Origin of the sequence: Ochrobactrum sp. C6C9 (genome assembly GCF_022627935.1) — a bacterium.
In the GTDB taxonomy this organism is placed as follows: Bacteria; Pseudomonadota; Alphaproteobacteria; order Rhizobiales; family Rhizobiaceae; genus Brucella; species Brucella teleogrylli.
Genome location: NZ_JABXGB010000011.1, coordinates 112,985 through 137,597, shown reverse-complemented (window position 1 = coordinate 137,597; position 24,613 = coordinate 112,985). Strand labels below are relative to the sequence as shown.

Below are 24,613 nucleotides of genomic sequence, written 5' to 3'. Positions count from 1 at the left end.
TCCGCGTAGTGCAAGGCGGTGGACACGAAACTGGCGAGGGAAGAAGAGAGCGCTTCAGAGAGGAAGTCAGAACAGCTGAAGCCGCATATCCCCGCGCTCTGAAGCGCGGGGAGGGAGGGGAATTCATTTCACCCAGATGACGCGGCGCGTCTGCGGCTCAACGAGTGCCGGGCGCTGATCGATATAGACGTAGGAATAATTCGGCTGATCCGGGACGGCCACCAGTGGCACATCTTCCGGTATCACCATACCTTCCGTCACCTCGCCTTCGATGGTGATGGGCTCAATTGGATGGCTTTCAATGAAGGTCACGACATCATCCGGCACAACGGGCACGGGCGGTCCTGCATTTGGTCCTTCGTCATAATAAACCACCTGCCGGTTCTGCATCGAAACGATCACCGGTTCGCCATTCACATAGATATAGCCGAAGTCGGGATTGTCTGGGATGGGGCGCACGACAACAGCTTCCGGCACCACATAGCCCTGAGCGATATCGTCCTGAATAACAACCGGATCGACGGGATGGGCGATGACATAATCGCGTGCGGACTGGGGCACTTCGATGATGACAGCATCCTGCGCGGCGGCCAGACCGGTTGTCGCAAGAAACGCTGCCGCTGTAAGAATAAGAGCCTTTTTCATTGCATCGTCTCACTTTCTGTCTTGCCCCGCAGCGGTGGATAAACCTGCACGCGGACAATCTGTTCCCCCTGCGGCGCGCACATCGTGCAACAGGCTGCAATATTCGACCCGTCGCTAGCGATCAGGGCCATGCAAAAAGCGAGCAAAGAGGAAGGGTAAGCGTAGGACGCTCCCTCAACCATAAACTGCGTGAAATCGAGTTTCCGTTGCGACTGGCAAAAAATAGTTGGCTTTGTTGTGGTAATCCGCCGTCGTTCGGATTACTCAGACTTATCCCCTCAAGACAGACCGTCACCCGTTTCGGGCGGCTTAGAGTATGGCGTATGACCCCCAAGAGCCAAGGCTACTTCTTCACGATCCTCGCGGTGACCATTTTTGCGGCGCAGGACGGCATATCGAAATATCTTGGCACGCATTATTCGCCGATTTTCATCACGATGATTCGCTACTGGGTGTTCGCAATTTTCGTCATTCTGCTGGCCATGCGGTCTGGCGGAATCGTCAAGGTCGCTTCCACGAAGCGCCCCTTTCTGCAGATTACTCGTGGTGTGTTATTGGCGGCGGAAATCGTCACCTTCATTTTCGGCCTCAGCCGGGCCGGAATGGCCATGGCGCAGTCGGTCTTTCAAGGCGCGCCACTGCTGGTCACCATGCTTTCCGTGCCGTTTCTGGGCGAAAAGGTCGGCTGGCGTCGCTGGACGGCGATCATTATCGGCCTGTGCGGCGTGCTTTTGATCATCAACCCGGTCAATGCGCATTTCGATGCCAATATCCTGTTTTCCGTGGCTGCGACCTTCATGTTCGCGATCTATGCCGTGGCAACGCGTGCGGTGAGCAAGGATGACGACGCCATGACCAGCTTCTTCTATACGGGGATCGGGGGTGTCGTGGTGCTGACGGCGGTGGGCGTTTTTTATCTCGTACCCATCGCGCCGCATGACTGGTTCTGGATGGCCGCGCTCTGTGTTTGCGGCATTTCGAGCCATTATTGCCTTATCCGCGCTTATGACATTCTCGAAGCGGGCGAAGTGCAGCCGCTGACCTATCTCCAGCTGGTCATCGGCGCTTTTATCGCCACGCTTGTTTTCCACGAAACCTTGACATGGAACGTTATCGCTGGCGCTTTCATCGTTGTTGGCGCTGGTCTGTTCTCCATGTTCCGCGAGCGGAGCCTGTCGCTGAAACGCACCACAAGCGCGACGACGCCCTAAACCAAAAATGAATTTAAAATTCCTCTGCTGCCGACGACGAAAAATAACGGGTTTCGTTGTAGCAATCTGTGATGGCGGGGATTACTCAAAACTATTCCTTTAAGCAGATTTTCACCTGTTGCGGGCGGCTTTGAGTATTGCGTATGACCCCCAAAAGCCAAGGCTACCTGTTCAAGATTGCCTCCGTGTCCATCTTTGCGGTGCAGAATGGCCTGTCGAAATATCTTGGCACGGCCTATTCGCCAATCTTCATTGCGATGGTCCGTTACTGGGTGTTCGCGGCCTTTGTCATTCTGCTGGCCATGCGGTCCGGGGGCATCGTGAAGGCTGCGTCCACGAAGCATCCCTTTCTCCAGATTGCCCGGGGTGTCATATTGGCTGTTGGTGTTGTCGCAGCGATTTTTGCCTTGAGCCGGGCAGGCCTTGCCGTAGCGCAAACGATCTTTCAAAGTTCGCCTTTGCTGGTCACCATGCTTTCCGTACCGTTTCTGGGCGAAAAGGTCAGGTGGCCGCGTTGGATGGCGGTCACCCTTGGTCTGGGCGGTGTGCTTTTGATCATCAACCCGGTCAATGCGCATTTTGATGCCAATGTTCTGTTCGCCGTGGCGGCTTCCTGTCTCTTGGCGATTTATGTCGTGGCAATGCGTGCGGTCAGCAGGGATGACGACACTATGACAAGCTTCTTCTATACGGCGATCGGCGGCGCTGTGGTGCTGACAGCCGTGGGTGTCTTTTATATCGTACCTATCGCGCCGGAGGATTGGCTGTGGCTGGAAGCGTGCTGCGTGTGCGGCATTGCGAGCCATTGCTGCCTCATCCGGGCTTACGAAATCCTTGAAGCGGGGGAATTGCAGCCGCTGACCTATCTCCAGCTGCTCATAACCGCTTTTATCGCCACGCTGGTTTTCCACGAAATGCTGACATGGAACGTCATTGCTGGCGCTTTCATCGTTGTTGGCGCTGGTCTGTTCTCCATGATCCGCGAGCGGAACCTGTCGCTGAAACGCACCACAAGCGCGACGTCGCTCTGATCCATAAATGAATCCGAGGTCAAATTCTCTTGAGCGGCTATGTTTCGCCGTGATCTGTGATATATGCCGTCAACGGTGGAGGACTGAGTTTACTGCTCGCAGTTTTGTGTGAGTCGTCCATTGTTTACTCGCTGATCGGCATTGTCTCGGCGAGCGAGACCGCAGCGCTGGAATAGCCATGAGTGTCAGCCTCGAGAGCCAGAATTCAACCGCCGAAGCCGCAGCTTCGGAGGGCAAAAGCAATTTTCGCATCATCGCACTGATCGTCGCCAGCGCCATGCTGATGGAACAGCTCGATGCGACCATTCTGGCCACGGCACTGCCGACCATGGCGCGCGATTTCAATGTCGGGGCGCCTTCCATGAGCGTGGCACTGACTTCCTATCTGCTGAGCCTTGCGATTTTCATCCCGGCCAGTGGCAAGATCGCCGACCGCTTCGGCACGCGCACGGTTTTCCGCTTCGCGATTGCAATCTTCATTCTGGGTTCCGTGCTCTGCGCGCAGGCGCCGAACCTGCCCTGTCTGGTCGCGGCCCGGCTGTTGCAGGGCGCAGGCGGCGCGATGATGCTGCCGGTCGGTCGTCTGGTGCTGATCCGCTCCGTGGAACGCAAAGACCTCATCGCCGCCATGTCGTGGATGCTGGTGCCAGCCCTTATGGGCCCCATTCTCGGGCCGCCGCTTGGCGGTCTGTTTGTGACATATCTGGACTGGCGCTGGATTTTCTACATCAATGTTCCCATCGGCATTCTGGGCATGATTTTCGTGTCGCTTTATATCGGCGAATATAAAAGCGAAACGCGTGAACCGTTCGATTTCATGGGCTTGATCCTGTCCGGTATTGCGCTCGGTGCCCTGCTGTTCAGTCTGGAAACGGCGAGCAATCACGAAGGCGGGAACCTGGCGCTGAAACTCTTTGTGGTCGGCATTGTCTTCGGGGTTGCCACAATCGTCCATTCGCGCCGTCATCCGGCGCCGATGCTCGATTTTTCTCTGCTGCGGATTGAAAGCTTCGGAACCTCGATGATTGCGGGGTCGATCACTCGTATCACGCAGGGCGCGCATCCGTTTCTGCTGCCGCTGATGCTTCAGATCGGCTTTGGCCTGTCTGCCGTGGCGGCGGGCAATATGGTGCTTGCGACTGCGCTTGGTGCGCTGGCCATGAAGGCCTTCGCGCCGCGCATTATCCGGCAGTTCGGCTTCCGGATGTCGCTGGTCGTCAATGGCATATTCTCTGCATGCAGCTATGCGATCTGCGCCTTTTTCACGCCGGACTGGCCGCACTGGCTGATCTTCATCGTGCTGGCCATGTCGGGCTTTTCCATGTCGTTCCAGTTCACTGCCTATAACACCGTGGCGTATGACCGGGTGGACGCAAAGCGGATGAGTTCCGCCAACAGCTTCTATTCAACGTTCCAGCAGCTCATGCTGTCGGTCGGCGTTTGTGTGGCGGCACTGATACTGCATGCATCCATGAACCTGCATGCCCGTGACGTGCCCGTCATCTCCGATTTCTCGACGGCGTTTCTCGTCGTCACCGGCATTTCGCTGACGGCAACCTTCTGGAACCTGCGTTTTGCCAAAAATGCAGGCGAACAGATGCGGGGCAAGTAAGCGACAACGAAAAAAGCCTCCTTGCCGAGCGTTCCCGACAAGGAGGCTTTTGTTCAGATACGCTTCTTGTGTTCGGTCGATTATTCCTCGAACCAGATTTTTTCCGCCAGACGATAGCCGCTCATATCGCCGCCGGATGGCGTCGGGGTAAAGCCCTTGATCTTGTCCGTTGCTGCGGCAAGGTTGTCGGCAAAGAGCGGGATAAGCTCGCCGCCTTCATCCACCATGATTACCTGAATGTCATGGTAGATTTTCTTGCGCTTTCCCTCGTCCAGTTCGACGCGGGCTTCAGCAAGCAGCTTGTCGAAGGCTTCGTTCTTCCAGGCGGTTTCGTTCCACGGCGCATCCGATTGCAGGATCATCGACAGCATGGCGTCGGCGGTCGGGCGAACGGCCCAGTTGGAGGCGACGAACGGGCGCTTCAGCCAGATTTCGTCCCAATAGCCGTCGGACGGCACGCGTTCCACGTCGATGGTGATACCGGCCTTGGCGGCTGCTGCCTGATAGACCTGCGCCGCATCAACCGCGCCGGGGAAACCGTTTTCGGAAACGACCAGCGGAATATTTCCGCTATAGCCTGACTTCTTGAAGTGGAAGGCCGCCTTTTCCGGGTCGTAGGCGCGCTGCGGAATGTCCTTGGAATAATACGGGTTTGACGACGAAATCGGATTGTCGTTGCCAATTGAGCCGGTGCCGCCGAGAATGCTCTTCTGCAGTTCTTCGCGGTCGATGGCGTATTTCAGCGCCAGACGCACATCGTTATTGTCGAAAGGCGCCGTGTCGACCCGCATTGGCAGGCAATACATGGTGTTTTCCGGCGTTTTCAGGATCTGCACGCCGGGACGCGACGAAACGAGACCTACCGAGCGGGCGTCTACGCGATTGACGACATGCACCTGCCCGCTCAGCAATGCGGCCATGCGGGCGGTCGCATCGCTCATGGCGATGGTTTCGACGGATTCCACATTGGCGCGATCCGGCGCCCAATAGTTCGGGTTGCGGCGAGTCAGCGCCCGGACGCCCGGCTGGAAATCTTCCAGAATGAAAGCGCCGGTGCCGATACCCTTGTCGAAATCCGCATCGAGCGGCGTGATACCAAGATGCACGTCGGTCAGAGCTGCCGGGAAGTCGGCATTGCCCTTGTCGAGCGTGATCGTCACTTCGTAAGGATCGGTAGCCTTCAATTCCGTCACGGCGAGCAGGAAGCCTTTGCCACCGGAATTGCTGTTTTCGCCGCGATGATGGTTCAGCGAATAGATGACGTCCTCGGCCTTCAGCTCTTTGCCGTTATGGAACTGGATGCCCTTCTTGAGCTTGAAAACCCACTGCGATGCATCGGGCTTGGTCGCTTCCCAGCTTTCGACAAGCGCACCGTAGAGGCGACCGTCCGGGGTCGGTTCAAGCAGGGTGTTGAAGAGCTGGAAACCCACCGAATACATATAGGCTTCCGGATAATAGGCCGGATCGAGGCGGTCTGAACTCGACGCCGTGTCGAGACCCATGATCAGGTGGCCGCCCTTGCGTGGCGCGGCATCCTGCGCGCGCGCCTGACCGGGCATCCAGAAGCTGCCGGTCGCGCCAAGCGCCAGCGCGCTGCCTGCTCCAAGCAAAAACTGACGGCGATTTGGGGAAAGAGAGTTGGGGTTGTGATCCGACATGGCGGGTACTCGCATTGTATGAATTGGGCCTGGGTTGCAGGCGTACTCCTGGGTTCCGTTCTATCGGGACCGCTGGTTGCATTCGTGGTAATTTTTTCTAATTTCTACGCAATTTCTGTAATAATTTTCAATAGCTATTATCATGATCCTGCGTGTACGGAGCGTTTCGCGTAACTTATGATTGCCTGCTTCCATTTGGAATTTGACTGCGCGGTATCACACTGTCAAACGTCTGCGTGAAATCCTGCTGGTGTTTTCCTGATCGTGCCTTTCAGTGAACCGCGGCATATATGAAATGATGCGATTGAACAGTCGAATGCGCAGATTGCCGGATCAGAACATTGTTATCGTCGGAGCAGGGCTGGTGGGCTCGGCCATTGCCTGGGGGCTACTCCGCTCTGGCATACGCCCGCTGCTTCTTGATGGTGAAGACCTTTCGTTGCGCGCATCACGTGCCAATTTCGCGCTCATCTGGGTGCAGGGAAAGGGTGTCGGCGCTCCACATTATGCGCGTTGGACGATGCAATCGGCGCGGCTGTGGCCGACATTGGCAGATGATCTGCGTGAAGTAACCGGCATCGATGTCGCCTTGAAACAGAAGGGCGCCTTCATTTTCTGCTACGACGAGCGAGAGCTTGAAATGTACACGGGCGATGTAGAGGCCGTTGCACGTGAACTGGGCCATGACGCGCCGGAGCATGTCGTGCTCGACCACAGCGGAACGGCAAAAATGCTGCCGTCAATTGGTCGTGATGTTATCGGCTCGATCTATTCCCCCATGGATGGCGACGTGAATTCACTGCGTCTGTTTCATGCTTTGCATGAAGGCATGTTGAAGCTCGGCGCTTCCTATCAGCCGCACAGCGAAGTGACCTCGGTTACTCCGCAAGACGGCGGGTTTCTGCTGCGTGGCACTTGGGGCGAAGTTTTCACCGAGCGCGTTGTCCTTGCGGCTGGCAATGGCAACCCCGTCCTGGCTCAAGGTGTCGGCTTGCATACGCCGGTGGTGCGCAGCAAAGGGCAGATTCTGGTGACGGAAAAATGTGCGCCATTCTTTCCCTATACGGCGGCGACGCTGCGCCAGACCGATGAGGGCGGTGTCATGATCGGCGATAGTCAGGAGACGCATACGGACCGGATTGCCACCAATCAGGATATCAGCGCGGTTCTCGCCAACCGGGCTGTGCGGGCCTTTCCGCATCTGGCGGAGGTCAATGTCGTGCGAAGCTGGGCCGGGTTTCGCGTCAAGACACCGGATGGCTTGCCGATCTATGAGCAGTCCGCGAGCCATCCCGGCGCTTACGTGGTCATGTGCCATTCCGGCGTAACGCTGGCAGCCAATCACGCCATTACGATTGCGCAGCAAATCGCAACCGATGCAAAGCATCTGGCGGATGATGCATTCTCCGGGCGGAGGTTCCATGTTTCGTAAAACCGACATTCCGAACGAAACCGTGTCGATTACCTTCGATGCGCGCCCGCTGACCGTGTCTGCACATGTAACGGTCGCCGCCGCCTTGCTTGGCGAGGGCATAACCAAGCTTAGAAACAGTGTCGTGGGCGATCAACCACGCGCCGCCTATTGCCTGATGGGCGTCTGTTTCGAGTGCCTTGTTACCATCGATGGCGTGCAGAACCGGCAGGCCTGCATGACACAAGTGTCTGACGGAATGGTCATTTCATCCCAAAGTGGCGCTCGCGCTGTGGAGGGGAGTGATAATGTTTAGGACAATTTCCGACATTCACGCGCTCGATATGTTGTACGACCTCGCCATCATTGGTGCAGGCGCGGCAGGCATGGCTGCTGCTGCCGAAGCGAGCGCAATCGGCGCAAAGGTGGTGCTGTTCGACGAAAATCCGGCAGCGGGCGGGCAGATTTATCGTGGCATTGAGCAGAATAGACCTGAGCGCCGACCCTTTCTCGGCAAAGACTATTGGCACGGCAAGGATGTTCTGAAAGCTTTTCTGGCAAGCGAAACAACCTATGTGCCGCAGGCGCTTGTCTGGAGCGTCGAACAGCGGGAAGAACCGAACGGAACCGGCGTTGAACTGCGGGTGTCGGCAGGCGGCAAAAGCGGGATCGTTCATGCGCGCTGCGTTGTCTTTGCGACCGGAGCGATGGAACGCCCGATGCCCGTCAAAGGCTGGACATTGCCGGGCGTGATGACCGTTGGTGCGGCGCAGATTGCATTGAAGGCTGCCGGGCTCATTCCAGAAGGGCGCGTCGTGCTGGCGGGAACAGGGCCGCTGCTCTACCTGTTCGCAGAGCAGCTTTTGAAAGCTGGTGGCAAGATCGCTGCCTTGCTCGATACGACACCGGCGGAAAACTGCCGAAAAGCCATGCCGCATTTTCTGTCGTTCCTCACCTCGCCTTATGGATTGAAGGGGCTTTCGCTGCTCTTGAAAGTGCGAAAATCGGTGCCTGTCTTTTCCGGGGTTACGAGCATCGCCATTTCTGGAGAGGAGAGGGCCGAGGCCATCGTTTTTACGGCAAATGGCAAGGAACACAGGCTTGCCGTCGATAGTGTGTTTCTGCATCAGGGTGTTATTCCGAACAATAATCTCGCCAATGCGTCCGGTTGCGCGCTTGTCTGGAACGATGGGCAGAAGTGCTTCCAACCGAAACTGAGCGAGAACGGTCGAAGCTCGGTCGAGGCGATCTATGTTGCGGGCGATGGCGGCGGTATCGGCGGTGCCCTGCTTGCTGAGGTGAGCGGGCGCATTGCGGCACTGGCCGCCTGTCAGGATATTTTTCCGGAACGAGCAGCAGGCTTGCAACCGAAGATCGATGTTCTGCGCAAGCAGGGCCGACGGTTGGGGCGGGGGCGGGGTTTCATTGATGCGCTTTATCAGCCGGGGCAGGCCTTTCGCGCCCCAGCGGATCGCGGTGTGATCGTCTGTCGCTGTGAAGAAGTGACCGTGGGAACAATCCGCGATGCCGCGCCGCATGTCGTTGGTCCCAACCAGCTCAAGACCATGGTGCGCTGCGGCATGGGGCCATGTCAGGGACGTCTTTGCAGTTCCACGGTGACTGAAATTCTGGCCGAAGTGCGCAATTGCACGCCGGAACAGATCGGTTTTTATCGTCTGCGCGCGCCGGTAAAGCCGGTGCCGTTGGGCGAGATTGCCGCTTTGCCGCAAACACCAGATGCGATTTGCGCTGTGGCGGGGGAGTATTCGGAAACAGTCGAAACCCCTTGAAAAGATTGAAGATAAAACATCGGGGGATGCTTGATTTTTATTGGCTCGGTTCGGGTCAAGAAGTAAAAAATTTCTGCCCGCCGCGCGGTGGCAGTAAGAATTTGATCTTAACTTAAATAAGTAAGTATCGATTCTTTGGCATTCTGTCGCTAAACTCCCGCTTCAATATGGGCGAGAGCACGCGCCGAAAACCGCGAAAGACGGGTCTCGGGCAGAATGTGCGCGACAATAAATAGTTAGAGCGCCGATCCGGCACTGTCGGATCGCAAGCGCTTTACAGGGGTGCGGAGTTAATCTTGGAGCTAGACCAGAACACGCTATTCTTCGCAGCGGGCTTGTGTTCGCTTGCGGTGGCGCTGACGATTTTGAGTGTCTGGTATCAGAACCGGATGGACAGGTTCCTGCTCTGGGGTTGCCTGGGCATGATCCTGCTCGGCGCGGGCGCCGTGCTCAACTATTCCGGCCTCCTGGCGCTGGTTCCGTCGCTGGTCATTGCTTTCAGCGTCATGACGGTGGGCTTCGTTTTGCTGTTTGTCGGCGCAAGGCAGATATCCAGCAATCCGGTCAACAGGAAGCAACTCGTCGCATTTTCGATCATAGCGATTGCCGCTGTTCTGGGGCCGATTGTCTTGGGCGTTGCCGGTATCGGCATTGCGCTCTTCAACTTCATTGCCGCATTTCTGCTGTTCATCACCGCCAGGGAATATGTCTCGGTCTATGAGGAGGCTCCGGTTCCCGTTGTTGGCATGATGGTGCTTTATCTGCTGACGGCCATATCGTTTTTGCTCTGCGGTTCCGTCATTGTCTTTGACCGGCAATGGACGCTGACCAGTATGCCGAGCAATCTGGCGGAAGATTTCAATGCCATCATGGCGATCATCGGCATTACGGGGATCGGGGCGCTATCACTGACCTTCACGCAGTCGCGTGTGGCGCGTCGCCATGCGAACGAAGCGCGCACGGACAGCCTGACAGGGTTGCTCAACCGGCGGGCGCTTTACGACAGTCTGGCCATCGATGTGATGCGCATCGGCGATTCCGTTATCGTGTTCGATCTGGATGCCTTCAAGTCGATCAATGACAGTCACGGCCATACGGTCGGGGATCGCGTATTGCTGGAATTCGCAGGCATCATTCGTGCCTATGCCGGGCAGGATGCGCTGATTGCGCGCATAGGCGGCGAGGAATTCGTGCTCATCCTGCGCCAAACGTCCAATGTGAATGTTCTGGCGATCGCGGACAAAATCCGCAAGGCTTTTGCTTCGGCGTCTTTCGATACGACGCATGCTCCTTTCAGCACCACCACCAGCGCCGGTATCGCTTTTCTGACCGCGGCGGATACCGGGTTTGAGACGGTTTTCCGTCGCGCGGATGCCGCGCTTTATCGCGCCAAGGATCTGGGACGTAACCGTATCTGTACGGAATTGCAGATTGTAGCCTGATTATTTCTTCCAAAATGGAAGGAATTAGCTTCGTTTCACCCGGCTAATCAGCGGGTGTTTTCTCTGACAATATCCGGTTCAATAATCAATGGTTTGAAACGAGGCATCTATCCGGCGTCTCGTACTTCATGCGAACATCAAGGACAGACGCCATGCTGGTAGACGGAAAATGGACTGAAGACTGGCAGCCGGTTCAGGCCAAGGATGAGAAGGGCGGCTTCGTGCGCCAGATTTCCGGTTTCCGCAACTGGGTCACACCGGATGGCAGCGCGGGACCGACCGGCGAGGCGGGTTTCAAGGCGGAAGCCGACCGCTATCATCTCTATGTCGCCTATATCTGCCCATGGGCCTCGCGCACGCTGATCGCGCGCAAGCTAAAAGGGCTGGACAAGCTCATTTCGATCTCGGTGGTAGAGCCTGCGCTGACGGATCAGGGCTGGCGTTTCGGTGACTATCCGGGGTCCAACCGCGACAGCCTCAATGGCGCAACCTATATGCATGAGCTCTATACCAAAGCCGATCCCCACTATACGGGACGCGCCACCGTGCCGGTACTTTGGGACAAAAAGACCAAAACCATCGTCAACAACGAATCCGCCGACATCGTGCGTATGTTCAACACCGGTTTTGGCGATCTCGCCAATAACGATATCGACCTTTATCCCGAGCCGTTGCGCGGCGAAATCGATGCGCTCAACGAACACATCTATCCGAGCCTGAACAACGGCGTCTATCGGGCGGGCTTCGCCACCACGCAGATCGCCTATGACGAAGCCTTCCGCGACGTGTTCCGCACGCTTGATGAACTGGAGGCAAGGCTTTCGGCCAAGGGGCCGTTCCTGTTCGGGGAACAGTTCACCGAAACGGATATCCGCCTCTTCGTTACTCTGGTGCGCTTCGATGCGGCCTATCATGGCCTGTTCAAGTGCAATCTGCGTCGGCTGGTTGATTATGCGGCGCTCAGCGCCTGGCTGACGCGCATTTTGGATATTCGCGGCATTCGGGAAACGGCCAACATCGACCATATCAAGCGCGGTTATTATTCCATCAAGGCGCTGAACCCCACCGGCATCGTGCCGCTTGGCCCTGATCTTCCGGGACTGGCTCCCGTCCAAATTTGAAAGCGAATGACAGACAAATGCGTTCTTTGGTAATTTTCCTTCACGGTGTCGGCAGTCGCGGCGCGGACCTCGCTTCGCTTGGCACGTTCTGGGCCGATAGCTTGCCCGGCACCGTATTTGCAGCGCCTGATGCGCCTTTTGCCTTCGATCAGGGGGGCTCGGGCCATCAGTGGTTCAGCGTCAGCGGCGTCACCCCGGCCAACCGTCCGCAGCGGATTGTTGAGGCGCGTGCGCCTTTTGATGAAACACTGACAAGGATCATTTCCGAACACGGCTTCGCCGACAAACTCGACCGCGTGGCACTGGTCGGTTTTTCGCAAGGAGCGATCATGTCGCTTGACGCTCTGGTTTCGGGTCGCTGGCCCATTGCCGCTGTGGTTGCCTTTTCTGGCAGGCTGGCTTCGCCAGAACCGTTTACGCCGACGCTTGCGACGCAGGCCATGCTTGTGCACGGCAGCGCCGATCCGGTTATTCCGGCAAGCGAATCCGAAAGCGCGAATGCGCGCCTTGGCGAGATTGGCGTGAATTCCACCTGCCACATCTTTCCCGGTGTCAGCCATACGATATCAGCCGACGGAGCCGTCATGGCTGCAGCCTTTCTGCGGTCTGCTTTGAAGCTTGGATAATTTCCATATTCAGCTATTTTCCTGTTCTTAAGCGGAAGAAAATAGCTGAAATGGAAGCAATCGATGGATCGGCTTGACTGCGAACGGATGTTCGTTGCGGTGCTGGATACGGGCAGTTTTTCTGCGGCGGCGCAACGGCTTGGAACGAGCAGCGGTCAGGCGTCCAAACTCGTGTCACGGCTGGAAGCCGATCTGGGTGTCCAGCTTATCAAGCGCACCACGCGCGCCTTGTCGCCGACCGAGGTGGGGTACGCCTATTATGAGCGCATGAAAGGCCTGTTGCAGGACTTTGACGCGCTGGAAGCCGCGGTGCGCAATGCATCGGGCGCTCCGACTGGACGCATCCGGCTGACGGCTCCCTTGTCATTCGGCACCTTGCGGCTGACGCCCGTATTGCTGCAATTCGCGCAATCTTTTCCAGATATCCAGATTGATGTGAGCTTTTCTGATCGGGTTGTCAGTCTGGTCGATGAAGGTTTCGATATCGGGGTTCGGATCGGAAAGCCGCTCGACAGCAGCCTGATTGCCCGCAAACTGTGCGATGCGCGGGTGGTTCTGGTGGCCGCACCCTCCTACCTTGCCGAACATGGAACGCCGGTTCATCCACAGGAACTGACGCAGCATAGATGCATCATTGATACGAATTTCCGCGATCCTTATGTCTGGCGTTTCGCTTTCTCACAAGGCGGCGAGGGTGAGGCGGTCAATGTTGCAGGCCGGTTGCATTTTTCCAATGGCGAAGCCTGTCTCGATGCGGCCCTTGCCGGATTGGGCATAGCCCACGTCCCAACATTCATTGCCGGGCCGTCCATCCGTGAGGGGCGGGTGCAGCGGCTCCTTGGCGAGTTTGAAAGCGCGCCGCTTGGCATCCATGCAGTCTATCCGCCTGCGCGCCATCTGGCGATCAAGGTACGCACCCTCGTCGACTATCTAGCGGAGAGTTTTCGCGGTGAGCCTGACTGGGATCGCGGTTGGAACTAAACAGGTTGCGGCCGCCGGAAGGCGGGCGTCGGCTCGCAGGTTTTAGCCTGCGGTGTCTTGTTCAAGCCGGCGCCAGTTGACGACAAGCTCTTCACGGAAAGCAAAGCGCACCAGATGCCGCACGACCACATCCTGCAACTGTGTCAGCGAAGGCTGATCGGGCGAGGTGAGGGCGATATGCAGAAATGCATCATCGGCCCGTAACCGGCAGTCGCCGATGGAGAAGCTGATCTGCCCCGCTGCCGGATCGAAAGTGACCGGCAGCTTATGCGCAAAATGCTTGGCCAATTGCTGCAAATAGCGGCTGGCATGGGCGGTCGCGATGGACGCTTCAGAATCCACAACCGTATTCGACGTGTCCATCAGCTTTCCTCCACAATGCGGGCAGCTTCGTTGAGTGCGGTGACGATGGCTTCAGCGCTTGCGGCATCCATCGGTCCACGATGCAGCCTTTGGCGAACCGTCATCTTCAGACTTTTCAGCGCGTGAATGACGGTGTGCGGCATCTCGCCGTTGTTTTCGGCAAAACTGCTTATTCTGCTCAAAAGCGCATCGGCTGCGGCACGGTTTGCGACCAGAAAGGCCTCACCCTCTGCCGTGATGCGATTGAGCTTCTTGCCTGAAACGCCGGGTTCGGTGACGGTGTAGCCCATGTCGTCCAGCCATGAGAGCGTCGGATAGATCACGCCTGGGCTTGGCGTGTAAACGCCTTGCAGCCGTTCGGAAATATCCTTGATCAGCTCATATCCATGACGGGGACGTTCGGCGATCATGGTAAGGACCAGCAGGCGCAGGTCGCCATAATCGAAAATCCGCTCACGACGGTGACCGCCTCGGCCACCACGTCGTTCGCCCCGATGGTCGTCATGTTCGCCATAGGAATGTTCCCCGCGATGACGGCCATGCCCACCGAAGGGACCACCCCGGTGACCGCCGCGATGATCGCCATGGCGACCGTGACGATGGCGGGTTTCTTCTTGTTCCGGATGATTTGGGCGATCCGGATCGCCATTGCTTGTGTTTGTCATGACCACAAGATAAATCCCGATATATCGAAAAACAAGATATATCGGGATTAATTTTTCGTAATGCGTTTCGGTCTGTCACTTGAACAGAAGGTCGACCTGCGCTTCGAACATGGTTGCGCTGTCGATCAGGCTATCCTGTCCGAGAAGGCCGTTATGGACGATGCTCATCCACACGGGCGCGGTCAGCAGATGCGGATAGGTTTTCAGGATGGTGCCCTTCAGCTCTCCGCGTTCTTCAGCCACGTCGATCAGCCAGCGTATCCGATCCAGAAAAGGCTCGTAGACCTCGGTGCGATAAACTTCCGTGAGATAGGGAAAGGCATGTCCTTCGGCGAGCACAAGCCGCGCCACAGTCGCGCGCCCCTTGTCCTCGATGGTCCGCATCACCGGGATCATGGTGCGTTTGCAATAATCGGAAACCCGCTCGTCCGCCCTGATCGGGAAGTTTTCAATCTCACCGAGCGGGTTGGTCACGATATCGCGGACGATGCCAGCAAAGAGATCTTCCTTGGTGTCGAAATAGCGGTAGGCCGTGCCTTTGGCGAGGCTGGCGCGTTCGGCGATACCGGCCATGGTCGCATTGGCATAGCCCTTGTCCAGAAACTCACGCATCGCAGAGCGAATGATCTGCCTGCGGGTGCGCGCCGTCTTCTCTGGGCTGGGACCGCGCGTTCTGGGCACCCTTGTTGCCGTGCGAGGCTCGGTCTTCTGCGCTTCAGCACGATTGGTCGTCGGATTGTTGACCATGGCTGTATTCCCTTCCTCATGGCATCGTCGTGTCAAAGCAGCTTGCAGAACGATTCCAGTTGAATTGGTGTTTTTGCGTGCTCCATCTTAGTGTTGTCGCGCATTATGCCACACAGAACTATTGCAGTTTTTTGCCGGGAATACTTTACGTGCACTATTGGCGATTAATTTTTGAAACCGCACCTACAGCGCGATTACATAAAACTTGGAGTCCACCGCCATGACAGGAAAACTCTCTGGCAGGGCAGACCGTTCCACCACGGTAAAACCATTCTTTTCATAAAAACGGTGTGCGCCGAGAAACTTATCCGTTGTTCCAAGATAAATGCGGCGAATGCCTTTTTCCCGGGCATGAGCGAGCAGGGCAGACAACAACTTGCTGGCAGTCCCAATCCCGGAACCCCGATAGGCAGCGGCGACGAACATTTTCCGCAGAGCGGCTTCGTTGTTGCCGATATCCTTGAGCGCGATTGTTCCTACGACATGCCCATCGTGTTCCGCAACCCAGAACTCCCCGCTGCCTAACCGATAAAAGCTGTCGATGGAATTGAGGTCGGGCTGGTCCTCGGCGGTTATGGCGATGCCATATTCGTCCCGCTGGATCGGCAGGATAACGGAAAATACGCCTTCCAGATCAGTTGGTTGAAAAGGGCGAACGGAGACGAAAACGGGTGTGGTGGTGTCGGCCATAAGGGGAGCATTTCATCAAAGGAAAGGATGACGGATTGTTAGCGCAAAATCAGCTGAGATCAATCGGTTCTGACGAGCGTGGGTGTGTCGCTCCGCAGTCAGAACTTGCGATAGATAAAGCTATCCGGGATGGGAGCAGCGGCGTTTTCCTGCGCCATGGCCGTCACCGTATCGCGCAGCGGTGAGCGTACACAGACCGGATCGGTCGCGCTTGCATCACCAGCCAGCGCCATCGCCTGACAGCGGCAGCCGCCGAAGTCTATCTCCTTGCGCTCGCAACTGCGGCAGAGGTCGGGCATCCAGTCATCGCCGCGATAGGCATTAAAGGCCTCGCCATCAAACCAGATATCGGCCAGTCCCTTATCGCGAACATTGTCGAAGCGAAGCGACGGGATTGTTTCTGCGGCATGGCACGGCAGCACGCGCCCGTCGGGCGTAACATTGAGGCCAACCCGGCCCCAACCGCCCATGCAGGCTTTCGGATAGGACGAATAATAATCAGCCGGAACATAGTCGATCACAAGTCGGCCTTCGAGACGCTTGCGCGCTTCAGCGACGGTCTGGTTGGCTTTGGCGACCTGATCGCGTGTCGGCAAAAGCGCCGCCTTGTTTTTCTCCGCCCAGCCGTGAAATTGCACGGTTGCAATTTCGATGCGGCGCGCGCCAAGCGTTAGCGCAAGCTCCAGCATCGCGTCGAGCTGGTCCATGTTCTGCTTGTGGCAGACGGCATTGACGGTCAGCGGAATGCCCGCCGTCGTGACCCAGTTCGCGACGGCCATCTTGCGTTCGAACCCGCCTTTATATCCGCCGATACGGTCAGCCGATGCGGCGTCGGTGCCTTGTATGGAAAGTTGCACATGGTCGAGACCAGCTTGCCCGAGTGCGTCCACACGCGCTTGCGTGAGACCGATGCCCGAGGTGATGAGGTTCGTGTAAAGCCCAAGCTTGACTGCGGCCCCAGTCAACTCAAGAAGATCGCGCCGCGTAGCCGGTTCTCCACCGGAAAGGTGCAGGTGCAAAACGCCCATTTTGGCGGCCTGACGAAAGACCTCTATCCACTCTTCAGTCGAAAGCTCCTGCTTTACGCCAATCAGTTCCAGCGGGTTGGAACAATAGGGGCAGGCAAGGGGGCAGCGATGCGTCAATTCGGCAAGCAAAGCTATCGGCGGCGGTGCCAGCCGTTTCAGCTTTGCTTCCTGAATTGCCAGATTCATGTCTGAACCTCGATCATGCGGCGGTTGGCCAGTTCCTGAACGAAGGCCAGCACATCGCTGCCGACCTGTTCGCGTGGCGCATTGAATTCCAATGCAAAAGCATCGCAAATCGCATCGATGCTGCGCACACCATCAAGCGCATTGACGATCAGGATCGCAATATCGTCGAGCGCCATGGCGCGCTCTGGCGCCAGAAGCACGGTTTGTCCGCGCACCTCATCGACGCGCAGTCTCACACCACGCGCAAGCGTTACGATATCGGCCGGTTTGATGGCGACGCTGCCTGTCTCGCTCATGCGGAAACCCTCTTTTCTGCCAGAGCCTTGTCCCATGCGGCATTCACGCCTTGCCTGCCATCCCACGCGCCAGGCGGGATCATGCCGGGGGCCACATAGGCCGCATAAAGCGCATCAAGCTGCGCCCACAGCACATCCGTTTTGAAGGTCAGGGCAGCGGCCACAGCATCCTGCTTTTCCAAAGTGTCGGCATGTTCCAGCACATAGGCAAGACCATATTCGACATCGACCGGCGCTTCATTGAGCCGCTGGCGGAAATAGGACAGCGCGTCTTCATCGGCAAAGGCATAATGCTTCAACAGACCCGCAATGCGGTCTTTATGGATCTTCGGTGCGAAGAGTTCTGTCAGCGACGATGCGACCGCATCCAGCAGCGGCTTGTCACGGACATAGTGGACATAAGCACCCACCGCAAAGCGGGTTGCCGCCAGAATGCCCTTGCCGGACGCCACATAGTTGGGATCAAGGCCAACGGCTTCGGCCAGCTTGAGCCAGCGCCGGATGCCGCCGCCTTCATGGATGCCGCCGTCGTGGTCTTCGATCCGCGAGCGCCAGGCGCGGCGCATATCGACATCCTCGCAGCGTGAAAGGAACGCTGCATCCTTCATGGGAATGCTGCTTTGATAGCAATAGCGATTGATTACCCAGGCGCGCACTTCCGTGATGGTGCATTCGCCGCCATGCAGCCGGATGTGGAACGGATGCTTGTCGTGATAACGCTCGTGACCGATGGCCAGAAGTCGGGCGTGGAATGTGTCCTTGTCGGCAGCGTCTTTCATAAAGCGATCTCCTTGCCGTCAAAGGCGATTTCGAACCCGTTATCCTCGACCAGCTTCCGTTCGGGGCCATCACGCCAGACCGGGTTCGTATTATTGATATGGACATATATCTTGCGTCGCACGGCCACCTTGGCGAGCGCTTTCAGGCTGCCCTCGTTGCCCGAGATGGACATATGCCCCATGCGTTGACCGGTCTTGATGCCGGTGCCGGATTTGATCATCTCGTCATCGGTGAAAAGCGTGCCGTCGAAATAAAGAATTTCGGCGCCGCTGATCCGAGCCTTGAGATCGTCGCGCAGCAGCGCACAACCCGGAATGTAATAAATCCGGTGCCTGACCGTGATGAGTTCGACCCCAACCGTCTGCTCGCCCTCAAGTGCCGTGTCCGGGTTTTCGCTTTCCATGAAGAGCGGCACTTTTCCGGGCACGGAAAACAATCGCGCCTCGATGCCGGGCACCAGCATGAAGGGCTCATTCAGCGCCACGATTTCCTGCGTTACGAAAGCCGGATCGAGCGCATTGAAAATCGGATTTGCAGCGAGAATATCGCGAATGGCAGCAGTCATCACCAGCCGGAACGGCTGCTTTTCCCGCAGCGTCAAAAGACCGGCGATGTGATCTATATCGCCATTGGTCAGGAGCACGGTCTTGATCGGACTGTCACGCAACGCTCGCGGATGCAAGGCGGGTGTGTTGATCAGTTGCTGTCGCAGGTCGGGCGATGCGTTGAGCAGCGCCCAGCTGTCGCCATCCGATGTGACGGCCAGCGAGGACTGGGTTTGCGGCATAATTCCATCCGGCAGGCCCAATCGCGCCAGACGGCAGTTTTCACAACCACAATTCCACTGAGGGAGACCGCCGCCAGCGGCGGCCCCAATCACGATTGCGCGGAACTCCGTCATGAAACTGTTCCCGCGTCTGGGGAGACAGTTCAGAACAGGATTGGTTCGTCACCGTCTGCCGGTGCATAGCGATTGATTTCCATGCCGCAGCTAACTTCGATGAACTTCGGTGCATGCCAGGACAGAGATTTCGTCATGCGGCTTCTCCTTGGTTGGACGAATGATAACATTGTACCACCTATAAACTAGGAAGAGCCGCGCCGTTTGGTAGGCCAGATCAACCCAATTTTACCACAGGCTCAGCTATGTCGATAAACGCCTTGTCCTATCTTGCGCTATCCGTTCCGCCCTTCTTGTCCTTGATCGGCGCGTTGCCGTGGATGAGATCGCGCCCGGCATAAATGCCTTCGGTCAATTCGATTGTGAGGCGATCACTGTCGCGGCGGCGAACATCTTCCATGACACGCGCGCGCTCCTCTTCATCGACGTCCAGCATTTCCAGCGCTTTTTCGCCAAGAGCCAGCGCCGATTCAAAGGTCTCGCGGATTTGATATTCGACACCCGCATTGATCAGTTCGATGGCATGTTCGCGGTCGAGGGATCTTGCCAATACCGGAACAAGCGGAAATTCCGCCTTCACCAGTTCCGCGATTTTCAGGCTGGCTTCGCGGTCGTCAACGCTGATGACGATCAGTCGCGCATGATGTGCGCCCGCAGCATGCAGTATGTCGAGGCGCGAGCCGTCGCCGAAATAGACCTTGAAGCCGAAGTCCTTCGCGTTGCGGATGGCATCGGTGTTGGTTTCAATAATGGAAATCGAACAGCTGTTTCCAAGGAGCGGCTGGCTGACGATCTGCCCGAAACGGCCAAAGCCGATCAGGAGGACGCTGGCGGACAGATTGTCCGCCGTCTCGACATCTTCCATGGAAGGCACGGGTTTTGGCATCAGCCGGTCATGCAGGATGATCATGATCGGCGTGAGCGCCATGGAGACAATGATCGTCGCCGTCAGAATCGCATTGGCCTCGGCATCGATGATGTTGACCGCCGTGGCGGCAGCATAAAGGACGAAGGCGAACTCACCGCCCTGCGCCATCAGAACGGCCCGTTCGACGGCTTCACGGTTGCTGGCGCGAAACAAGCGGGCAACCGCATAGATACCGTACATTTTCATGAGCATATAGGCGATGACCGCAACGATGATCAACTGCCAGCTGGCCGCAATCACCGCAAGGTCGAGCGACATGCCAACGCCGAGAAAGAACAGGCCGAGCAGCACACCGCGAAATGGTTCGACATCGGCTTCAAGCTGGTGGCGGAAGGTGGATTCCGACAGCAGTACGCCAGCAAGAAATGCGCCCATCGCCATCGATAGCCCGCCGAGTTGCATGGCAAGCGCTGCACCCAGCACGACGAAAAGTGCTGCCGCCGTCATCACCTCGCGGGCTTTGGCTTTGCCGAGAATGCGGAATAACGGGTCGAGCAGATAGCGCCCTGCCAGGATCAGGCCGACGATGGAGGCAAGCCCGATGGCAATGCCGGTCAGACGGTCGGCGAGCGTCGTTTCTTCGCCGCCCGGCGCCAGAAAGGCAACGAGCGCCAGAAGCGGCACGATGGCGAGGTCTTCGAGCAGCAGAATTGCAACGATGCGGCGACCTTTCGGCAGACCCATGGCCCGCCGTTCTTCCAGCATTTGCATCACGATGGCAGTCGACGTCAGCACGAAACCGGTGCCTGCGACGAAGCTTTGCGCAACCGGATAGCCAAGCGTAAGGCCGACGATAGTGAGAAGACCGATACAGAGTGCCACCTGTGCCAGACCGAGACCGAAGATTTCACCGCGCATAGACCACAGGCGCGAGGGCTGCATCTCCAGACCGATGATGAACAGGAACATCACCACGCCGAGTTCGGCAACATGCAGGATCGCCTGCGGATCGGAAAATAGTCCAAGACCGAACGGCCCGATGATCAGCCCGGCTGCGAGATAGCCGAGCACCGAGCCGAGACCGAGTCGTTTGAACAAAGGCACTGCAATGACGGCTGCGCCCAAAAGCACGACGATGGGGATAAGATCGAAACCGCCATGATGGGCGGCTTCGGCGGCGTGGGTTGCGGTTTCAGCAGCGGCCATTGGCTATTTCCTTGCCATTGCCAGCATTTGGCTGGCAAAAATGTGGGGGAGAGCAAAGATTACAAGAAGAATCGGGTGTTCCGAAGTCAATGTATCGCTACGCTTGACGAGGAGCGAGTCTCGGCATGTTCTGCACAAAGCAAATATTGCGGGGCTATGGTCTATTGAAATTATTTTTTGTAGTCTCCATGTAGTTTGTGCCCGCTAGAGGAAGCGGGCTATGGGGAGGTCCGCCGCAAGGCGGCTTTGCGTCTGATTTGGGAGGACATATGCGTAGGTTTATTCTGGCCGTAACGTCGGTCGCTGCTTTGGCAATGATGGGAGCCGGTTCGGCGTCGGCGGAAGATTACAAGCTGCTCGCGCCGGCTGCTCCGGGCGGCGGCTGGGACCAGACGGCACGCACGATGCAGAGTGTGCTTCAGGACGAAAAGATCTCCAGCAGCGTACAGGTTATCAACGTACCGGGTGCAGGTGGCACTATCGGTCTGGCGCAGTTCGTCAATCAGAACAAGGGCGACGCCAGCCAGCTGATTGTTGGCGGTTATGTGATGGTCGGCGCAATCCTGACCAACAAATCGCCGGTAACGCTGGATCAGGTCACGCCTATTGCGCGCCTGACAGGCGAATATGAAGCCATTGTTGTTCCCGCCGCATCCGATATCCAAAATCTCGGCGATCTCGTCGCCAAGCTGAAGGCCGATCCTGGTTCCGTATCCTGGGGTGGCGGTTCGGCAGGCGGCACCGATCACATCACGGCTGGCCTTTTTGCAAAGGCGGCTGGCGTCGATCCGACCAAGGTGAACTACATCGCGTTTTCGGGCGGCGGTGAAGCTCTTGCCGCTATTCTCGGCAATCAGGTGACGGTCGGTATTTCCGGTTACGGCGAATTCGACTCGCAGATCAAGGCCGGTACGCTGCGCATCATCGGCATTTCCAGCGATCAGCGTGTGGAAGGCATTGATGCGCCCACCTTCAAGGAAGGCGGCGTGGACGTCTCCATCCAGAACTGGCGCATGGTTGCTGCCGCTCCGGGCATCACGGCTGAACAGGAAGCCGCGATCAACGCCGATGTCGAAAAGCTCGTGAAATCGGAATCCTGGCAGAAGGCGCTGAAGGATAAGGGTTGGGCCGATACCTATCTCGCCGGTCCGGCATTCAAGGAACAGCTCGCCAAGGATGTCGCGGCGACTGAGACAATCCTCAAGGAAATCGGCCTCGTCAAATGACAGGGTCTCAACAGCACGATGAGCGTCGCCCTGACAGGGCGGCGCCGGATATCGCCGCTCTTGTCATCGCTTTCATTCTGGCTGCCGTTTCGATCGCCATTGCCTGGTCCACGGCCTATGGCAACGAGGTGACGAGTTACTCGCCGGTCGGCCCGAAAACCGTTCCGTATGTCGTTGCTGCAGGATTGTTCGGCCTTGCCATATGGACAGTTATCGAAGCGCTTCGCGGTGATTTTCCCGAAAGAGAGCATCAGGAAATTGCCCCCATGGCGTGGATCATCGGCGGTCTGGCTATCCAGATGCTGACGATGAAGACAGCCGGGTTTTCGCTGGCCACCGGATTGCTGTTCGCGGCAACCGCACGCGGCTTTGGCTATCGCAAGTTCTGGATCAGCGTTCCGGCAGGCATCATCTTTGCCTTCGTGATCTGGTTCATCTTCGCGCGTGGTCTTCAGCTGTCGCTGCCATCCGGCTGGCTTGAACGTTTCGTCTAACGGCGAGGGCACATTATGGATACTGTAGCACTTCTCGCCAACGGACTGCTGGTGGCGTTGGAGCCATCGAACCTCCTCTATGCTCTGATCGGCGTGACGCTCGGCACGGCAGTCGGCGTTTTGCCGGGCATCGGCCCGGCGCTGACGGTCGCGCTTCTGCTGCCGGTTACCTACAAGCTGGACCCGTCCGGCTCGCTTATCATGTTTGCCGGTATTTATTATGGCGGCATGTATGGCGGCTCGACCACGTCAATCCTTCTCAATACGCCGGGTGAAAGCGCCTCCATCGTCACCGCGCTGGAAGGCAACAAAATGGCAAGGGCCGGGCGCGGCGGGCCAGCACTGGCCACGGCTGCCATCGGCTCATTCATTGCGGGTCTTATCGCCACGCTTGCGCTCGCCTTCGTCGCGCCGTTCGTGGTGAAATTCGCGCTATCCTTCGGCCCGTCAGAATATTTCGCGCTGATGTTGCTCGCCTTCATGACAGTCTCGGCGGCTTTCGGCGATTCCACCCTTCGCGGCCTCACATCGCTGTTCATCGGACTTGCGCTTGGCCTGATCGGTATCGATCAGCTGACCGGACAGGCGCGCCTTGTGATGGGCACGCCGAACCTGCTCGACGGCATCAATGTCACGACGCTTGCCGTGGCGCTGTTTGCTATCGGTGAAACGCTCGCGGTGGTGTCGAAGAAGCTCGGCCCCGACGATGAAGTCATTGCCGTCAAAGGCTCGGTCTGGATGACCAAAAACGACTGGAAGCGCTCTTGGATGCCATGGCTGCGGGGCACGGCCATCGGCTTCCCGATTGGGGCCATGCCTGCGGGCGGTGCCGACGTATCAAGCTTCCTGTCCTATTCGGCGGAACGCCAGTTCTCCAAACATCCGGAAGAATTCGGCAAGGGCGCAATCGAAGGTGTTGCCGGGCCAGAAGCTGCCAACAACGCTTCGGCTGCCGGAACGCTCGTGCCACTTCTGACGCTTGGTCTGCCGACCACTGCAACAGCCGCGATCATGCTGGCTGGTTTCCAACAGTTCGGCTTGCAGCCGGGACCGCTTCTGTTCGTGACCAATGCTTCGCTGGTCTGGGGACTGGTTGCGAGCTTGCTCGTCGCCAATCTGATGCTGCTGGTTTTGAACCTGCCGCTGATCGGCCTGTGGGTGAAGATGCTCACCATCCCGCGCCATTGGCTTTATGCAGGCATTCTGGTGTTTGCGACGCTTGGCACGATTGGCGCCAATGCGTCCACGTCGATGCTGCTTGGACTGCCGGTTTCCTTCGAACTTGGCCTGCTCCTGGCATTCGGCCTGCTCGGCTATGTGCTGCGGCGCTTTTCCTATCCGATTGCGCCAGTGGTCGTTGGTCTGATCCTTGGGCCGATGGCGGAAAAGAGCTTGCGTCAGGCGTTGCAGATCAGTCAGGGCAACCCGATGGCGCTCGTCCATTCCTGGGTGTCGGTCGCGCTGATCGCGCTCGCAATTGCCGCTGTCGTCGTGCCGATGATCATGCGCCAGCGCGGCAAGGGCGATCTTTTGAAGCAGATGGCCACCGACGAAGATTGATCAAAAAAGAGGCTCCGGCAGCACCGGGGCCTCTTGATAGCTCCGATTTGGTGACACGGAGTTGGACATGTAGTC

The 24,613-nt window shown here is 57.6% G+C and carries 25 protein-coding genes; 13 read left to right on the top strand and 12 right to left on the bottom strand.

Annotation, left to right across the window (positions count from 1 at the left end; all coding sequences use genetic code 11):
- Positions 1-123 precede the first annotated feature (123 nt).
- Positions 124-645, bottom strand: coding sequence for a DUF1236 domain-containing protein (locus HWD97_RS11265; protein ID WP_121538257.1), 522 nt, complete (start codon positions 643-645; stop codon positions 124-126).
- Positions 646-968: 323 nt separating this feature from the next.
- Here HWD97_RS11265 and HWD97_RS11260 point away from each other — a divergent pair, with 323 nt between their 5' ends.
- The 3 genes from HWD97_RS11260 to HWD97_RS11250 all read left to right on the top strand — a co-directional run bounded on the left by HWD97_RS11260 (position 969) and on the right by HWD97_RS11250 (position 4,499).
- Complete coding sequence (locus HWD97_RS11260) at positions 969-1,856, top strand: DMT family transporter (RefSeq protein ID WP_171317425.1); 888 nt, start codon at positions 969-971, stop codon at positions 1,854-1,856.
- A gap of 143 nt (positions 1,857-1,999) precedes the next feature.
- Complete coding sequence (locus tag HWD97_RS11255) at positions 2,000-2,887, top strand: DMT family transporter (RefSeq protein WP_121538261.1); 888 nt, start codon at positions 2,000-2,002, stop codon at positions 2,885-2,887.
- Between the two features lie 178 nt (positions 2,888-3,065).
- Positions 3,066-4,499: a DHA2 family efflux MFS transporter permease subunit gene (locus HWD97_RS11250; protein ID WP_121538263.1), complete on the top strand. Its 1,434-nt coding sequence runs from the start codon at positions 3,066-3,068 to the stop codon at positions 4,497-4,499.
- 80 nt (positions 4,500-4,579) lie between these two features.
- Here HWD97_RS11250 and HWD97_RS11245 read toward each other — a convergent pair whose 3' ends face one another.
- Positions 4,580-6,157 (bottom strand): ABC transporter substrate-binding protein, encoded by a 1,578-nt coding sequence (locus HWD97_RS11245; RefSeq protein WP_109367252.1) that lies wholly within the window; start codon positions 6,155-6,157, stop codon positions 4,580-4,582.
- Positions 6,158-6,473: 316 nt separating this feature from the next.
- Here HWD97_RS11245 and HWD97_RS11240 point away from each other — a divergent pair, with 316 nt between their 5' ends.
- The 7 genes from HWD97_RS11240 to HWD97_RS11210 all read left to right on the top strand — a co-directional run bounded on the left by HWD97_RS11240 (position 6,474) and on the right by HWD97_RS11210 (position 13,528).
- A complete protein-coding gene (locus HWD97_RS11240; RefSeq protein WP_109367253.1) occupies positions 6,474-7,589 on the top strand; it encodes an FAD-binding oxidoreductase in 1,116 nt (371 codons plus the stop codon).
- A complete protein-coding gene (locus HWD97_RS11235; RefSeq protein ID WP_109367254.1) occupies positions 7,579-7,884 on the top strand; it encodes a (2Fe-2S)-binding protein in 306 nt (101 codons plus the stop codon). The genes HWD97_RS11240 and HWD97_RS11235 overlap by 11 nt, the downstream gene beginning before the upstream one ends.
- Positions 7,877-9,358 carry an NAD(P)/FAD-dependent oxidoreductase gene (locus HWD97_RS11230; RefSeq protein ID WP_371835018.1) on the top strand — a complete coding sequence of 494 codons (1,482 nt, stop codon included), beginning with the start codon at positions 7,877-7,879 and terminating at the stop codon, positions 9,356-9,358. The genes HWD97_RS11235 and HWD97_RS11230 overlap by 8 nt, the downstream gene beginning before the upstream one ends.
- 296 nt (positions 9,359-9,654) lie before the next feature.
- Positions 9,655-10,800, top strand: a complete 1,146-nt coding sequence (locus tag HWD97_RS11225; protein WP_109367256.1) for a diguanylate cyclase — start codon at positions 9,655-9,657, stop codon at positions 10,798-10,800.
- A gap of 152 nt (positions 10,801-10,952) precedes the next feature.
- Complete coding sequence (locus tag HWD97_RS11220) at positions 10,953-11,921, top strand: glutathione S-transferase family protein (RefSeq protein WP_109367257.1); 969 nt, start codon at positions 10,953-10,955, stop codon at positions 11,919-11,921.
- The gene (locus HWD97_RS11215) at positions 11,918-12,547 is read left to right on the top strand and encodes an alpha/beta hydrolase (RefSeq protein WP_268967059.1); all 630 of its coding nucleotides are present in this window, start codon (positions 11,918-11,920) and stop codon (positions 12,545-12,547) included. The genes HWD97_RS11220 and HWD97_RS11215 overlap by 4 nt, the downstream gene beginning before the upstream one ends.
- Before the next feature lie 63 nt (positions 12,548-12,610).
- Complete coding sequence (locus HWD97_RS11210; protein ID WP_371835017.1) at positions 12,611-13,528, top strand: LysR family transcriptional regulator; 918 nt, start codon at positions 12,611-12,613, stop codon at positions 13,526-13,528.
- Positions 13,529-13,570: 42 nt separating this feature from the next.
- On the opposite strand, the gene HWD97_RS11205 is transcribed toward HWD97_RS11210, so the two are convergent.
- The 10 genes from HWD97_RS11205 to HWD97_RS11160 all read right to left on the bottom strand — a co-directional run bounded on the left by HWD97_RS11205 (position 13,571) and on the right by HWD97_RS11160 (position 21,258).
- The gene (locus tag HWD97_RS11205; protein WP_109367260.1) at positions 13,571-13,891 is read right to left on the bottom strand and encodes a DUF2218 domain-containing protein; all 321 of its coding nucleotides are present in this window, start codon (positions 13,889-13,891) and stop codon (positions 13,571-13,573) included.
- Positions 13,891-14,556, bottom strand: a complete 666-nt coding sequence (locus HWD97_RS11200; protein ID WP_121538269.1) for a PadR family transcriptional regulator — start codon at positions 14,554-14,556, stop codon at positions 13,891-13,893. The genes HWD97_RS11205 and HWD97_RS11200 overlap by 1 nt, the downstream gene beginning before the upstream one ends.
- 75 nt (positions 14,557-14,631) lie before the next feature.
- Positions 14,632-15,303, bottom strand: a complete 672-nt coding sequence (locus HWD97_RS11195) for a TetR/AcrR family transcriptional regulator (protein WP_109367262.1) — start codon at positions 15,301-15,303, stop codon at positions 14,632-14,634.
- Positions 15,304-15,486: 183 nt separating this feature from the next.
- On the bottom strand, positions 15,487-15,993 hold the full coding sequence (locus HWD97_RS11190; RefSeq protein ID WP_109367263.1) for a GNAT family N-acetyltransferase: 507 nt from the start codon (positions 15,991-15,993) through the stop codon (positions 15,487-15,489).
- Between the two features lie 98 nt (positions 15,994-16,091).
- On the bottom strand, positions 16,092-17,207 hold the full coding sequence (gene pqqE / locus HWD97_RS11185; protein ID WP_109367264.1) for a pyrroloquinoline quinone biosynthesis protein PqqE: 1,116 nt from the start codon (positions 17,205-17,207) through the stop codon (positions 16,092-16,094).
- Positions 17,204-17,503: a pyrroloquinoline quinone biosynthesis peptide chaperone PqqD gene (pqqD, locus tag HWD97_RS11180; RefSeq protein ID WP_109367265.1), complete on the bottom strand. Its 300-nt coding sequence runs from the start codon at positions 17,501-17,503 to the stop codon at positions 17,204-17,206. Before pqqD ends, pqqE begins: the two co-directional genes overlap by 4 nt.
- On the bottom strand, positions 17,500-18,282 hold the full coding sequence (pqqC, locus tag HWD97_RS11175; protein WP_109367266.1) for a pyrroloquinoline-quinone synthase PqqC: 783 nt from the start codon (positions 18,280-18,282) through the stop codon (positions 17,500-17,502). The genes pqqD and pqqC overlap by 4 nt, the downstream gene beginning before the upstream one ends.
- Entirely contained in the window at positions 18,279-19,184 is a 906-nt protein-coding gene (pqqB, locus tag HWD97_RS11170; protein WP_121538271.1) for a pyrroloquinoline quinone biosynthesis protein PqqB, read from the bottom strand. Before pqqB ends, pqqC begins: the two co-directional genes overlap by 4 nt.
- A gap of 29 nt (positions 19,185-19,213) precedes the next feature.
- On the bottom strand, positions 19,214-19,309 hold the full coding sequence (gene pqqA / locus HWD97_RS11165; protein WP_078337071.1) for a pyrroloquinoline quinone precursor peptide PqqA: 96 nt from the start codon (positions 19,307-19,309) through the stop codon (positions 19,214-19,216).
- Between the two features lie 140 nt (positions 19,310-19,449).
- On the bottom strand, positions 19,450-21,258 hold the full coding sequence (locus tag HWD97_RS11160; RefSeq protein ID WP_371835016.1) for a monovalent cation:proton antiporter-2 (CPA2) family protein: 1,809 nt from the start codon (positions 21,256-21,258) through the stop codon (positions 19,450-19,452).
- 269 nt (positions 21,259-21,527) lie between these two features.
- Between HWD97_RS11160 and HWD97_RS11155 the strand changes: the two genes are divergently transcribed.
- From HWD97_RS11155 to HWD97_RS11145, 3 genes are read left to right on the top strand one after another with little or no spacing between them, the layout of a single operon-like run.
- Positions 21,528-22,484: a tripartite tricarboxylate transporter substrate binding protein gene (locus tag HWD97_RS11155; RefSeq protein WP_121538273.1), complete on the top strand. Its 957-nt coding sequence runs from the start codon at positions 21,528-21,530 to the stop codon at positions 22,482-22,484.
- Complete coding sequence (locus HWD97_RS11150) at positions 22,481-22,978, top strand: tripartite tricarboxylate transporter TctB family protein (protein ID WP_109367270.1); 498 nt, start codon at positions 22,481-22,483, stop codon at positions 22,976-22,978. The genes HWD97_RS11155 and HWD97_RS11150 overlap by 4 nt, the downstream gene beginning before the upstream one ends.
- 15 nt (positions 22,979-22,993) lie before the next feature.
- Positions 22,994-24,538, top strand: coding sequence for a tripartite tricarboxylate transporter permease (locus tag HWD97_RS11145; RefSeq protein ID WP_121538275.1), 1,545 nt, complete (start codon positions 22,994-22,996; stop codon positions 24,536-24,538).
- Positions 24,539-24,613 lie beyond the last annotated feature (75 nt).

What these genes read in the sequence shown, in the direction of transcription:
- HWD97_RS11245 (WP_109367252.1), bottom strand. Translation starts at nt 6,157, where the DNA reads ATGTCGGATCACAACCCCAACTCTCTTTCCCCAAATCGCCGTCAGTTT.
- HWD97_RS11240 (WP_109367253.1), top strand. Translation starts at nt 6,474, where the DNA reads ATGCGCAGATTGCCGGATCAGAACATTGTTATCGTCGGAGCAGGGCTG.
- HWD97_RS11255 (WP_121538261.1), top strand. Translation starts at nt 2,000, where the DNA reads ATGACCCCCAAAAGCCAAGGCTACCTGTTCAAGATTGCCTCCGTGTCC.
- HWD97_RS11200 (WP_121538269.1), bottom strand. Translation starts at nt 14,556, where the DNA reads ATGACAAACACAAGCAATGGCGATCCGGATCGCCCAAATCATCCGGAA.
- HWD97_RS11145 (WP_121538275.1), top strand. Translation starts at nt 22,994, where the DNA reads ATGGATACTGTAGCACTTCTCGCCAACGGACTGCTGGTGGCGTTGGAG.
- HWD97_RS11190 (WP_109367263.1), bottom strand. Translation starts at nt 15,993, where the DNA reads ATGGCCGACACCACCACACCCGTTTTCGTCTCCGTTCGCCCTTTTCAA.
- pqqD (WP_109367265.1), bottom strand. Translation starts at nt 17,503, where the DNA reads ATGAGCGAGACAGGCAGCGTCGCCATCAAACCGGCCGATATCGTAACG.
- HWD97_RS11155 (WP_121538273.1), top strand. Translation starts at nt 21,528, where the DNA reads ATGCGTAGGTTTATTCTGGCCGTAACGTCGGTCGCTGCTTTGGCAATG.
- HWD97_RS11235 (WP_109367254.1), top strand. Translation starts at nt 7,579, where the DNA reads ATGTTTCGTAAAACCGACATTCCGAACGAAACCGTGTCGATTACCTTC.
- HWD97_RS11150 (WP_109367270.1), top strand. Translation starts at nt 22,481, where the DNA reads ATGACAGGGTCTCAACAGCACGATGAGCGTCGCCCTGACAGGGCGGCG.
- HWD97_RS11220 (WP_109367257.1), top strand. Translation starts at nt 10,953, where the DNA reads ATGCTGGTAGACGGAAAATGGACTGAAGACTGGCAGCCGGTTCAGGCC.
- HWD97_RS11205 (WP_109367260.1), bottom strand. Translation starts at nt 13,891, where the DNA reads ATGGACACGTCGAATACGGTTGTGGATTCTGAAGCGTCCATCGCGACC.
- HWD97_RS11250 (WP_121538263.1), top strand. Translation starts at nt 3,066, where the DNA reads ATGAGTGTCAGCCTCGAGAGCCAGAATTCAACCGCCGAAGCCGCAGCT.
- HWD97_RS11195 (WP_109367262.1), bottom strand. Translation starts at nt 15,303, where the DNA reads ATGGTCAACAATCCGACGACCAATCGTGCTGAAGCGCAGAAGACCGAG.
- HWD97_RS11160 (WP_371835016.1), bottom strand. Translation starts at nt 21,258, where the DNA reads ATGGCCGCTGCTGAAACCGCAACCCACGCCGCCGAAGCCGCCCATCAT.
- HWD97_RS11260 (WP_171317425.1), top strand. Translation starts at nt 969, where the DNA reads ATGACCCCCAAGAGCCAAGGCTACTTCTTCACGATCCTCGCGGTGACC.
- pqqB (WP_121538271.1), bottom strand. Translation starts at nt 19,184, where the DNA reads ATGACGGAGTTCCGCGCAATCGTGATTGGGGCCGCCGCTGGCGGCGGT.
- pqqC (WP_109367266.1), bottom strand. Translation starts at nt 18,282, where the DNA reads ATGAAAGACGCTGCCGACAAGGACACATTCCACGCCCGACTTCTGGCC.
- HWD97_RS11230 (WP_371835018.1), top strand. Translation starts at nt 7,877, where the DNA reads ATGTTTAGGACAATTTCCGACATTCACGCGCTCGATATGTTGTACGAC.
- pqqE (WP_109367264.1), bottom strand. Translation starts at nt 17,207, where the DNA reads ATGAATCTGGCAATTCAGGAAGCAAAGCTGAAACGGCTGGCACCGCCG.
- HWD97_RS11210 (WP_371835017.1), top strand. Translation starts at nt 12,611, where the DNA reads ATGGATCGGCTTGACTGCGAACGGATGTTCGTTGCGGTGCTGGATACG.
- HWD97_RS11265 (WP_121538257.1), bottom strand. Translation starts at nt 645, where the DNA reads ATGAAAAAGGCTCTTATTCTTACAGCGGCAGCGTTTCTTGCGACAACC.